The organism is Curvibacter gracilis ATCC BAA-807, assembly GCF_000518645.1.
Classification (GTDB): domain Bacteria; phylum Pseudomonadota; class Gammaproteobacteria; order Burkholderiales; family Burkholderiaceae_C; genus Curvibacter; species Curvibacter gracilis.
Genome location: NZ_JADZ01000022.1, coordinates 1 through 12,228, shown reverse-complemented (window position 1 = coordinate 12,228; position 12,228 = coordinate 1). Strand labels below are relative to the sequence as shown.

The window sequence follows — 12,228 nt, the reverse complement described above, 5'->3', positions numbered from 1 at the left end:
CAGCCATGCCCGACCGCAGCCGCATTGCGTTTCGCACCTTCCTGATCCTGGCGCTGCTGCTGGTGCTGCTGCCCATCGTGGTGGCCAGCGGCTGGTTCTTCTACCGCTCAGCCCTCAGCGCGCGTGAAGAGTTTGCCCAGCAGCTGGCCGACGAGGTGTCCAGCCGCGTGCGCGAGAAGATCGTCAGCTTCTTCGACGTGCCGCTGCGGGTGGTCACCTTCAACGTGGAGCAGGCCCGGGCCGGCCAGCTGCTGTATGCCCAGCCCGAGGCCTTGATGCGGCAGTTTTTGCTGCAGATCGACCAGCAGCCCCAGCTCACCTTCATCTCGATGGGCCTGGCCGATGGTCAGTACTACGCGGGCAGCCGCCCCCCCGTCGGGGCCGACCGCCCCTTGCAATTGCTGCGCGCGCGCATCGCCGATGGCCGGGCCATGGAGGTGCTGCGCCTGGACGAAGCCAGCCGGGCGCTGGTGCCGGTGTCGCGCAGCGAGATCGCCTTCGACGCCCGCAGCCGGCCCTGGTTCCAGTCGGCGCTGGCGCGCGACGGCATGGCCTGGTATGCCCCGTACCGCTACCTGATCAACGACGCCCAGGGCGCCTATGCTGCCATCGGCATGGGCGTGTCGGCCCCGGTGCGCGACCGCCAGGGCGCCCTGGTGGGCGTGGTCACCGCCGATGTGGCGCTGTCGCAGATCAATGAATTCCTGGCCCGGGTGGCCCGTGAGTCGGGTGGCCAGGCCTTTCTGGCCGATGAGAACGGGGCGCTGCTGGCCTCGTCCACGCCCGAGCCCGGCCTCCCGGCCGATGGCTTGCAGGCTCGCAAGGCCGAAGACAGCGCCGACCCGGTGCTGCGCGCCGTGGGCCGCGCCATCCGGGCCAGCGGCCAGCCCGAGGGCAACCGCTTCATCGATGTGGGCGCCACCCAGCACCTGGCGCGCTGGTGGACCCAGCCCCTGCACAACGGCCCCAGCCTCACCCTGGGCGTGATCCTGCCCGAGAGCCGCTTCAACACCCCGCTGCGCGGCGTGCTGCACAACACCCTGTACCTGACCCTGGCCGTGATGCTGGCGGCCCTGCTGTTCTCGGTGCATGTGGCCAACCGGGTGGTGAGCCCGCTGGCCCGCCTGGGGCACTGGGCCGGCCGCCTGACCCGGGGCGAGTGGCATGCCAATGCCCCCGCGCCCAGCCCGATCCGCGAGCTGGGGGCCTTGTCCGACGCCATGCGCTACATGGCCCGCCACCTGCAGGAGCACGCCCAGGATCTGGAGCAGACCGTCACCCTGCGCACCCGCGAGCTCAAAGAGGCCTTGCTGGCCATCGAGCAGACCCTGACCGACCAACGCCATTTCATCGCCATGCTGTCGCACGAGGTGCGCTCGCCCCTGGCCGTCATCCACACCACGGCGCAGCTGATGTGCCTGCGGGCCAAGGATTCACCCTCCCAGCTGGCCCAGGCCGAGCGCATCCTGCGTGGGGCCATCCGGCTCAACTACTTCTTTGACAACTGCCTCACGCAGGACCGCATCGACAGCGACAGCTTTGTGCTCGAACCCGCCCCCATCGACGTGCCCGGCCTGATGGCCTGGGTGCTCGAAAACGGCCTGCAGCTCTCGCCCGGGCACCCGCTGCAGATGCAGCTGGCGCCTGGGCTGCCGGCCCTGCATGGCGACCAGGTGCTGCTGCGCATCATGCTGATGAACCTGGTGTCCAACGCCTTCAAATACTCCCCCGAGGGCGCCCCTGTGGCACTGCACGCCTGGCAGCAGGGCGATCGCCTGTGCCTGGCGGTGGACGATGCGGGCCCCGGCATCCCCCCCGAAGAGGCCGAGCTGGTGTTCGACAAGTACCGCCGCGGCCGGGGCGCCGAAGGCAAGCCCGGCGCCGGCCTGGGCCTGGCCCTGGTGCGGCGCATTGCGCAGCTGCATGGTGGCCGGGTCTGGCTGGAGGCCCGCGAGCCGCAGGGCAGCCGTTTTGTGATCGAGCTGCCTTTGGGTGCGGGCTCAAGGGCAGCCAGCGCCGGGGCGTGATCGGCCCCGACTGGGGAAAACCCCGCGCATCCTCCGGCGCGCTCGCTGGTACAACAGGTGGCGCCAGGGCTGGCTCGAAACTCGCTTGTCCCGGGCACCCTCCGCCGCCACACCGTTCCCTTGCCGGCGTCGAGACCGGGGCCGTCCCCAGATCGCACCATGAGCCATTCCAAACCCCGCATTGCCATCGTCGAAGACGACGCCGACCAGCTGCACAGCATCGAAGAATTCCTGCTCGACTCGGGCTACCGGGCCTGGGGCGTGGGCAGCGCCGAGGCCTTCTACAAGAAATTCATGAGCGACCCGGTCGACGTGGTGCTGCTCGACATCGGCCTGCCCGGCGACGATGGCCTGTCGGTGGCCGGCCTGCTCAAGGCGCGGCCCGAGGTGGGCGTGATCATCCTCAGCGCCCGCGATGCCCTGGGCGACCGCCTGGCCGGCATGCGCGCCGGGGCCGACCGCTACCTGGTCAAGCCCGTCAACCTGCTGGAGCTGGCCGCCAACATCGATGCCACCGCCAGCCGCCTGCAGCCCCGGGGCAGTGCCAACGCGACCGCGGCCAGCGGGCCGGCCGAGGCGCTGGTGCAGGCCCCGCCCCGCACCTGGTCGCTGGCCCTGAAAGACTGGGTGCTGTCCTCGCCTGAGGGCCGCAGCCTGCCCCTCACCACGCACGAGTTCCTGTTCGTGCAGCACCTGGTGCAGGCCCAGGGCCAGCCCGTGTCCAAGCGCGACCTCAGCGACAAGCTGTTCGGCGCCCGGGCGCAGAACGGCAGCGAGCGCCTGAACCTGCTGGTGACCCGCCTGCGCAAGAAGGCCACCGAGGCGCTGGGCGAGGCCTTGCCCATCAAGACCCTGCACCAGATCGGTTACGCGTTCACCGTGTCGGTGCGGGTGGGCGAGCTGGCCTGAACCCCTTTGGGGCGGGGCGTCTGCAAAGCACGTGTTGATGAATGTGTGCAAGGACGTCGAATTTCAGACGGTGCCACCGACCCCCGAAGCCATCGAAGACTGCACCTGCAGCCCTTGAACAAGCCACGGCGGCCATGCGCAAGGCCGGCGAGCTGTGACGGCTTGGCGTGAGATTGATTGAAAGTCTCATTGCTTGAGAAAAAGTAATGCGGATATTAAACTTACTTCATGAATCAGTCTGACCACATCCTCGAACTGGCCCGACACCGGCGCGTGCTGCGGGCGGCGGATGTGCGTGAGCACGGCTGGTCACCGCAGCTGCTGATCCGGCTGCACCAGGCGGGGAAGCTGCAACGCCTTACCCGTGGCCTGTATGGACTGCCCGATGCCGAAGTCACCGAGCATCAGACGCTGCTCGAAGTCTGCCAGCGCGTGCCCAAGGCCGTGCTGTGCCTGCTGAGTGCGCTGCAATTCCATGAGATCGGCACGCAGATGCCGCACGAAGTGTGGATCGCGCTGCCCGAAGGCAGCCAGACCCCGGCGCTGAGCTACCCCACGCTGCGCATCGCGCGCCTGCGCGGCACCGCCTACAGCGACGGTATCCAGACCCTGAGCGACCACGGCGCCCCCATCCGGGTGTACAGCGCCGCCAAGACGGTGACCGACTGCTTCAAGTTCCGCAACAAGATCGGCCTGGACGTGGCGCTGGAGGCCCTGAAAGACGCCTGGCGCAGCCGCAAGGTCACCCTGGCCGAGCTGAGCCACTTCGCCAAGATCAACCGGGTCGAACGTGTCATGCAACCTTACCTGGAGGCGGTGACACAATGACCGGCAAGCTCTCCGCGTCCCTCCTGGCCCGCCTGCTGGCCCTCGCCAAGCAACGCGGCGACGACTACAGCCTGGTGCTCAACCGCTTCGGCATGGAGCGCTTGCTGGCGCGCCTCAGCGCCTCACCACACGCCGACCGGTTCTTGCTGAAGGGCGCTCTGCTCTTTGCGCTTTGGTACGACACCCCGCACCGACTAACCAGGGACGCCGACTTGCTGGGCTTCGGCCCCGACGATGAGGCGAACCTGATCGCCACCTTCCGCGACATCGCCAGCATGGACCTGGGCGATGGCATCGTGTTCGACCCCGAGTCTGTGAAGGCCGACGCGATTCGCGAGGACAACTCCTACGGCGGCACCCGCATCACGCTGGTAGCACGCATCGGTTCCGCACGCTGTGCCCTGCAGATCGACGTGGGCTTCGGGGACGCCGTGACCCCGGAGCCACAGACGGTGGCTTACCCGACCTTGCTGGGCGACTTCCCAGCCCCCATGCTGCGGGTCTATCCGGTCTACACCGTGATCGCCGAGAAGTACCAGGCCATGGTGGTGCTGGGGCAGGTCAACAGTCGCATGAAGGACTTCTTCGACCTGGCGGTGATTGCCCGGCGCACTGAGCTGGATGGCGCCACGCTGGCGTCAGCCATCGCCGCCACCTTTGCCCGACGCCAGACCGCCTTGCCCACCGAGCGGCCTTTGGCACTGACCCAGCAATTCAGTGAAGACGCCGCCAAGCTGCGCCAGTGGCAAGCCTTCCTGAACAAGAACCGCATCGAAGCTGCAAGCCTGGGTGACACCGTGGCCCTGCTGGACGACCTGCTGTGGCCACCGACCCAGGTCGCCGCCGCTGGCAGTCAGGCAACGGCCACCTGGCGCCCTGAAGCCCTGCGCTGGGTCTGACCCCGCACGCAAGGGCTTCGATCTCTGACCAAGGGCTTTCCCCAGGTCGCGCTGAATCCAAATGAAAGTTTTGGAAAGCGCACGAAGGCGCCGACCGGGCAACACTGAATGCAGCAACGAGAGACGGACCGGGCCCTGAGGGCCGGGACCGGCTCCGTCGGCTTCACCCCTTCAGCCCATGCACCGATCCAGGAGCCCCCTCATGCAACGTCGCCAAATTCTGCAAGTCTCTGCCCTCAGCGCCCTGTCTGCCTCCCTGGGGCTGGCCGGCCGCAGCGCGCTGGCCCAGGCCGCCAGCGGCCCGATCCAGTTTGCCTGCCCGGTGCCCATGTCGGGGGCGTTTGCCGCCAACGGCAAGTTCGCCGACCTGGGCATGCGCCTGGCCATCGAGCAGTACGGCTCGGTGCTCAAGCGGCCCCTGGCCTACACCGTGCTCGACACCGAGGGCAAGCCCGCCACCGCCGTGCGCAAGGTGCAGGAGTCGGCCCAGCAACAGGGCACGCGCTTCTTTGCCGGCGGCATCCTGTCGGGCGAGGCCCTGGCCATGGGCAAGGAGGCTGAGAAGGCCGGCGGCATCTTCGTGACCACCGCGGGCGCCGACGAGATCACCGGGCAGGACTGCAATGCCGCCACCTTCCGCTGGTCCGTGCCCACCTATGGCGCCATCGAGCAGACCGTGCGCCCCCTGGCCGATCTGATGCCCAAGGCCAAGCGCTGGTACACCATCACGCCGCAGTACGTGTTTGGTGATGGCCTGCTGTCGGCGGCCAAGAACATTTTCAAGGAAAAAGGCATCGAGCACGTGGGCAACAGCTACCACTCGCTGGCCGAGAAAGAGTTCAGTGGCTACATCACCAACGCCCTGGCCGCCAAGCCCGATGTGCTGCTGCTGCTCAACTTCGGCGGCCAGTGCGCCGACACGCTGCGCCAGGCGATCAGCTTCGGCATGCACAAGAACATGACCATCCTGGTGGCCTGGGCCTCGGGCCTGGAGCAGTTCGAGTCGCTGGGCGCCGAGCTGTGCGAAGGCATCTACTTCGGGGCCCAGTACTGGCACACGGTCGACTCCGAACTCAACCGCGACCTGGTCAAGCGCAGCAACGACAAGCTCAAGATCAACCCCAACTACAGCCTGGCCGGCTCCTACATCTGCACCAAGCTGATGATCGACGGCATCCTGAAGGCCGGCACGGTCGAGCCCAAGGCCGTGGTGGCCGCGCTGGAGGGCCTCAAGTACGCCGGCCTCACCGGCGAAGAGGAAGTGCGCAAGGCCGACCACCAGGTGCTCAAGAACTACTACCTGCTCAAGGGCAAGGCCAAGTCGCAGATGAAGAACAAGGACGACTACGTCGACGTGCTCAGCGCCGGCAAGTCCTTCCTGCCGATCGACAAGACCGGCTGCAAGCGGGCCTGATCGCCGCCGGGCCCTGACCTGGGCTCTGCCCCAGGTCCCAACCCTTCCCGCCGCCTGCAACGCGCCCACCTTCCGGGGGGTGCGGGTGGGCCTGCGGGCCTGTCTTTCAACCTGATCAACGCATGAACATCTACCTGCTACAGATCATCAACGGGGTCGGCATCGGCATGCTGTACTTCCTGTTGGCCGTGGGCCTGTCCATCGTGTTTGGACTGCTGCGCTTCGTCAACTTCGCCCACGGCGCCTTCTACCTGATCGGCGCCTACGCCTGCTACCAGATGACGCGCTGGGGCCTGAGCTACTGGCTCACCCTGCTGGCGGCGCCGCTGCTGGTGGGCGCGCTGGGCTGGCTCACCGAGAAGGTGGTGCTGCGCCATGTGTATGCCAAGGCGCATGAGTTCCACATCCTGGTCACCGTGGGCCTGGCCCTGGCCGTGCAAGAACTGGTGATCCTGCAATGGGGCCCCCTGGGCGACAGCGTGGCCGTGCCCGATGCCCTGCAGGGCGTGGTGATGTGGGGCGGCTTCATCTACCCCAAGTACCGGCTGTTCGTGATCGGCTTCACCGCCGCGCTGGCCGTGCTGCTGTGGTGGGTGCTGGAGGGCACGCGCCTGGGCAGTGCGGTGCGTGCCGGCAGCGAGTCGACCGAGATGGTCTCGCTGCTGGGCATCAATGTGCACCGCATCTTCAGCCTGGTGTTCGGCCTGGGCGCGGCCACGGCGGCGCTGGCCGGCGTGCTGGCGGCCCCGATCCGGGGGGCCGAGCCCTTCATGGGCATCGAAGCCCTGTCGGTGGCCTTTGTGGTCGTGGTGGTGGGCGGCATGGGCAGCTTCAGCGGCGCCCTGCTGGGCGGCCTGTTGATCGGTGTGGTGCAAAGCCTGATGAGCACGGTGTGGCCTGAAGGGGCGCGTCTGATGATCTACATCGCCATGGCCGCCGTGCTGCTGCTGCGCCCGCATGGCCTGCTGGGCCGCAAGGAGTGAGTGACATGAGCCAACAAAACCAAACCCCTGTGAAGCGCTTTCAAGGGCCGCTGCTGCAGTTCTGGCTGGCCGGGGCCGTGGTGGCCGCCATGCCGCTGCTCATGCATTCGGGCTCGCTGGCCAGCGAGGTGCTGATCTTCGGCCTGGCCGCCATGGGCTGCAACCTGCTGCTGGGCTACACCGGCCTGCTGTCCTTCGGGCAGGGCATCTTCTTTGGCCTGGGCAGCTACACCGTGGCCCTCACGCTGACCCGCTGGCCCCTGCCCATGCCGCTGGCCCTGCTGCTGGCCATGGCCGTCGGCGCCCTGGGGGCGGCCGTGGTGGGCTGGGTGTCGATCCGGCAGAAGGGCACCTACTTCGTGATGCTCACGCTGGCCTTCTCGCAGATGTTCTATTTCATCGCCTACACCGCCACCGGCCTCACCGGTGGCGACAACGGCCTGATGGACATCCCGCGCCCCAGCCTCACGCTGATGGGGCTGCCGCTGTGGAGCCTGGTCTCACCCTGGCAGTTCTATGGCTTTGTGGCGGTGCTGTTCATGGCGGTGTTCTGGGTCTTGCTCAAGGTCTCGCAGTCGATCTTCGGCCGCACCCTGCTGGCCGTGCGCGACAACGAAGAGCGCGCCGGCGCCATCGGCTACCCGCTGAAGCTGCTCAAGCTGCAGGCCTTTGTGATCTCGGGCGCCGTGACCGGCCTGGCCGGGGCCCTGCACGCCATGATGACCGGGCTGGCGCCGCTGTCGAACGCCGAGCACCACACCAGCGAGATGATCCTGGTGATGACCGTGATCGGCGGCACCGGCAACCTGCTGGCCTCGGTGCTGGGCTCGGCCTTCTACCTGCTGCTGGGCGATTGGCTGTCGGCCCTGTGGCCGCGCTGGCTGCTGGTGCTGGGCCTGATCCTGATGGCCGTCAGCCTGTGGATGCAACGTGGCCTGTGGGGCCTGGGCGAGACCTTGTGGAAGCGGCTGGCCCGCCGAGGAGACCAAGCATGAGCACCCCGATTCTGCTGGAGGCCAGCGGCCTCGAAAAACACTATGGCAAGTTTGCCGCGCTGGGCGGCGTCAACCTGAAGGTGCGCGCCAACACCGTGCACTCGGTCATCGGGCCCAACGGGGCGGGCAAGACCACGCTGTTCCACCTGCTCACGGGCACCAAGTCGGTCAGCGCCGGGCGCATCGTGTTCGACGGCCATGACGTGACCCGCGAGCCCGACCACCGCCGCGTGCAGCGCGGCATGGCCCGCTCGTTCCAGGTCACCAGCCTGTTCCTGAGCCTGCCGGTGCGCGAGAACCTGCGCCTGGCCGCCCAGGGCGTGGCGCCGCGCGCCGCTTTCAACGGCTGGCAGGCCCCGGTGGGCGCCCGGGCCCTGGCCGATGTGGTGGACCGCGTGCTGGCGCGGGTGGGCCTGCAAGGCCTGGCCGACACGCCAGCGGGCAATCTGTCGCACGGCCAGCAGCGCCGGCTGGAGGTGGGCATGGCGCTGGCGGCCCGGCCCAAGGCGATCTTTCTCGACGAGCCCACCTCGGGCATGGGCATCGACGACCTCGAGGAGATGAAGCAGCTGATCCAGAGCCTGCGCGACGAGCACACCGTGGTGCTGATCGAGCACAACATGAACATCGTGATGGACATCTCGGACACCGTCACCGTGATGCAGACCGGCCGCGTGCTGGCCGAGGGCCTGCCGCACGACATCCGCAGCGACGACCGCGTGCGCGCGGCCTACCTGGGCAACATGATCACCGGAGGCAAGGCATGATTCTTTCGCTCAACGAGGTGCACGCCCACTATGGCAAAAGCCATGTGCTGCAAGGCGTGAGCCTGCATGTGAACAGCGGCGAGCTGGTCACCCTGCTGGGGCGCAATGGCGCTGGCAAGACCACCACCCTCAAGACCATCGTCGGCGTGCTGCGCCCCAGCCAGGGCACGGTGCGCCTGTACGGGCACGAGCTGCAGGGCCTGGCCCCGCACAGCATCGCCCGGCAAGGGGCCTGCCTGGTGCCCGAGCACCGGGGCATCTTCAAGCTGCTCACGGTCGAGGAGAACCTGCTGCTGGGCCAGCGCCGACACTCGCCCTGGCAGCTGGAAGACATCTACCGCATCTTTCCGCGCCTGAAAGAGCGGCGCAAGAATGGCGGGGCCCAGCTGTCGGGCGGCGAGCAGCAGATGCTGGCCATCGGCCGCGCCCTGATGAACGACCCCAAACTGCTCATGCTCGACGAGCCGGTGGAAGGCCTGGCCCCCGTCATCGTGGAAGAGATCGTGGCCCGGCTCAAGGTCATCAAGGCCGAGGGCGTGTCCATCCTGCTGGTGGAGCAGAACCTTGAGGTCTGCACCCAGCTGGCCGACCGGCATCTGATCCTGGAGCAGGGCCGCATCGTCTACGAGGCCGACAACGCCACTTTTCTGGCCGACACCGAGGTCAAGGACCGCTACCTCGGCGTGGGTCTTGCATGAGGACGCTTTCATGAAACTGCTGATCGCCCGTCTCAACCACGAGACCAATACCTTTTCGCCCGTGCCCACGCCCCTGGCCGCATTTGCGCCCACCTACGGGGTTGAGGCGCGGCAGGCCCAGCAGGGCATGCGCACCGCCATGGCCGCCTTTCTGGATGCGGCCCAGGCCCGGGGTGCCGAGTGCGTGACCCCGGTGTCGGCCACCGCCAACCCCAGCGGCCCGGTGCAGGCCGAGGCCTACACCCAGCTGTGTGACCGCATCGTGGCCGCCGCCCCGGGCTGCGATGCCATCTTGCTGGACTTGCACGGCGCCATGGTGGCCGAGAACAGCGCCGACGGCGAGGGCGATCTGCTGGCGCGGGTGCGCGCCGCCGCCCCTGGCGTGCCCATCGGCGTGGCACTGGACCTGCACGGTAACATCACCGCTCGCATGGTGGGCAACGCCGACGTCATGGTGGGCTTCAAGACCTACCCGCACATCGACATGTACGAGACCGGCGCCCATGTGGCCCGGCTGCTGCTGCCCATGCTCGATGGTGGGCCCCGTCACGGCGTGCGCTGGCGCCCCCTGCCTTTGATGAGCCACACGCTGCGCAGCACCACCCTGGGCGGCGCCATGGCCCAGGCGGTGGACACGGCCAAGGCCCTGGAGGCCCAGGGCCTGCCGGCCATGACCGTGTTCGCGGGCTTCTCGCTGGCCGACATTGCCGCCCCCTGCGTGAGTGTGGTGGCCACGGTGCGGCTGGATGACGAAGGCGAAGCCCAGGGCCAGCGGGCCCTCGACGATCTGGCCGGGCAGATCTGGGCCCAGCGCCAGCAGTTCGTGTACGACAGCGAGCCCCTGGCCGAGTCGCTGCAGCGGGCTCAGGCAATGGCCCAGGGCGCCACGCGCCCGGTGCTGCTGCTCGACCATGGCGACAACTGCATGTCGGGCGGCAGCTGCGACACGCTGGACGTTTTGCAGGCTGCCTGGGCCCAGGGCCTGAGCGACCTCACCGTGGGGCCTCTGTGCGACCCCGAGGCGGTGGCCGCACTGATTGCGGCCGGCGAGGGCGCGGAGCTCAGCGTGGCGCTGGGCAACAAGGTTTCGCTGGCGGGCCTGGGCCTGCTCAAGACCCCCGTGGCGGTGCAGGGCCGGGTGCGGGCCATCAGCGACGGCAGCTACACGGTCAGCGGCCCCATCTACACCGGGCAGCGCTGCCACATGGGCCGGACCGTGTGGCTGGACACCGGCAGCACCCAGATCGTCGTCACAGAAACCCCGCACGAGCCCTGGGACCTGGGCGTGTTCCGCTGCGTGGGGCTTGATCCGCTGCAGGCGCGCTTTCTGCTGCTGAAGTCGCGCATGTACTGCCGGCCCGTGTTTGTGCCCCTGTCGGCCGGCCTGGTCGAATGCGACAGCCCGGGCGTGACCAGCTCCGATTTCAGCCTGTTCCCGTTCCGGCACGTGACGCGGCCGGTGTTCCCGCTCGACGCGATCTGAGGCCCGGCCTTCAACGCGCTGCTCAACCTCATCCTCTTCCAACCATGACCTCTGCCAACCCCCATTCCCTGCGCATCAACGGCGAGCGCCTCTGGGACAGCCTGATGACCCTGGCCCGCATCGGCGGCACCGACAAGGGCGGCGTGTGCCGCCTGGCCCTGACCGAACTCGACCGCCAGGGCCGTGACCTGGTCGTGGGCTGGGCCCGCGACGCCGGTCTGAGCATCACCGTCGACCAGATCGGCAATGTGTTCATGCGCCGAGCCGGCCGCAACAACAGCCTGCCCCCGGTCATGACCGGCAGCCACATCGACACCCAACCCACCGGCGGCAAGTTCGACGGCAATTACGGCGTGCTCGCCGGCCTGGAGGTGGTGCGCACCCTGAATGACCACGGCATCCAGACCGAGGCCCCCATCGAGGTCGCCTTCTGGACCAATGAAGAAGGCTCGCGCTTCGTGCCCGTGATGATGGGCTCGGGCGTGTTCGCCGGCGCCTTCACCCTGGAGCACGCCTACGCCGCCACCGACACCGAAGGCAAGAGCGTCAAGGACGAGCTCACCCGCATCGGCTATGTCGGCACCGAAGTGCCGGGCCAGCACCCCATCGGCGCCTACTTCGAGACTCACATCGAGCAGGGCCCGGTGCTGGAGGACAACGACAAGACCATCGGCGTGGTCAGCGCGGTGCTGGGCATCCGCTGGTACGACTGCACCGTGACCGGCATGGAAGCCCACGCCGGCCCCACCCCCATGGGCCTGCGCAAGGACGCGCTGCAGGTGGCCACCCGTGTGATGCAGGAGGTGGTGGCCATCGGCAACCGCTACGCCCCGCACGGGCGCGGCACCGTGGGCATGGTCAACGTGCATCCGAACAGCCGCAACGTGATCCCGGGCCGGGTCAAGTTCTCGATGGACCTGCGCAACAGCACCGACGCCCTGGTCGACCAGATGGACGCCGACATCCGCGCCTACGCGGCCCAGGTGGCGGCCGAGACCGGGCTGAAGATCGAGGTCGAGCTGGTCTCGCACTACCCGGCCCAGCCCTTCCACGCCGACTGCGTCAACGCGGTGCAGCGCGCCGCCGAACGCCTGGGCTACAGCCACATGCCCGCCGTCTCGGGCGCCGGCCACGACGCGGTCTACATGGCCAAGCTGGCCCCCACCGGGATGATCTTCATCCCCTGCAAGGACGGCATCAGCCACAACGAGATCGAAGACGCCAA

11 protein-coding genes are annotated in these 12,228 nt (G+C 68.2%); all 11 read left to right on the top strand.

Features of this window, described 5'->3' with window-relative positions:
• The first annotated feature begins 5 nt into the window (after nt 1-5).
• The gene (locus L880_RS0116440; RefSeq protein WP_027476603.1) at nt 6-2,027 is read left to right on the top strand and encodes a sensor histidine kinase; all 2,022 of its coding nucleotides are present in this window, start codon (nt 6-8) and stop codon (nt 2,025-2,027) included.
• A gap of 159 nt (nt 2,028-2,186) precedes the next feature.
• A complete protein-coding gene (locus tag L880_RS0116435) occupies nt 2,187-2,936 on the top strand; it encodes a response regulator transcription factor (RefSeq protein WP_027476602.1) in 750 nt (249 codons plus the stop codon).
• Between the two features lie 228 nt (nt 2,937-3,164).
• The gene (locus L880_RS0116425; protein WP_027476601.1) at nt 3,165-3,764 is read left to right on the top strand and encodes a type IV toxin-antitoxin system AbiEi family antitoxin domain-containing protein; all 600 of its coding nucleotides are present in this window, start codon (nt 3,165-3,167) and stop codon (nt 3,762-3,764) included.
• Nucleotides 3,761-4,663 carry a nucleotidyl transferase AbiEii/AbiGii toxin family protein gene (locus L880_RS0116420; protein ID WP_019572654.1) on the top strand — a complete coding sequence of 301 codons (903 nt, stop codon included), beginning with the start codon at nt 3,761-3,763 and terminating at the stop codon, nt 4,661-4,663. The genes L880_RS0116425 and L880_RS0116420 overlap by 4 nt, the downstream gene beginning before the upstream one ends.
• Nucleotides 4,664-4,865: 202 nt before the next feature.
• Nucleotides 4,866-6,077, top strand: a complete 1,212-nt coding sequence (locus tag L880_RS0116415) for an ABC transporter substrate-binding protein (RefSeq protein ID WP_027476600.1) — start codon at nt 4,866-4,868, stop codon at nt 6,075-6,077.
• 122 nt (nt 6,078-6,199) lie between these two features.
• Nucleotides 6,200-7,060 (top strand): branched-chain amino acid ABC transporter permease, encoded by an 861-nt coding sequence (locus L880_RS0116410; protein WP_019572656.1) that lies wholly within the window; start codon nt 6,200-6,202, stop codon nt 7,058-7,060.
• 5 nt (nt 7,061-7,065) lie between these two features.
• Entirely contained in the window at nt 7,066-8,055 is a 990-nt protein-coding gene (locus L880_RS0116405) for a branched-chain amino acid ABC transporter permease (RefSeq protein ID WP_051443364.1), read from the top strand.
• Entirely contained in the window at nt 8,052-8,822 is a 771-nt protein-coding gene (locus L880_RS0116400) for an ABC transporter ATP-binding protein (RefSeq protein ID WP_027476598.1), read from the top strand. Before L880_RS0116405 ends, L880_RS0116400 begins: the two co-directional genes overlap by 4 nt.
• Nucleotides 8,819-9,520, top strand: coding sequence for an ABC transporter ATP-binding protein (locus L880_RS0116395; RefSeq protein WP_027476597.1), 702 nt, complete (start codon nt 8,819-8,821; stop codon nt 9,518-9,520). Before L880_RS0116400 ends, L880_RS0116395 begins: the two co-directional genes overlap by 4 nt.
• Before the next feature lie 10 nt (nt 9,521-9,530).
• Nucleotides 9,531-11,003: a M81 family metallopeptidase gene (locus tag L880_RS0116390; RefSeq protein WP_027476596.1), complete on the top strand. Its 1,473-nt coding sequence runs from the start codon at nt 9,531-9,533 to the stop codon at nt 11,001-11,003.
• Between the two features lie 44 nt (nt 11,004-11,047).
• Nucleotides 11,048-12,228: Zn-dependent hydrolase (locus L880_RS0116385; protein ID WP_027476595.1), on the top strand; the 1,181-nt coding region annotated here is incomplete at its 3' end.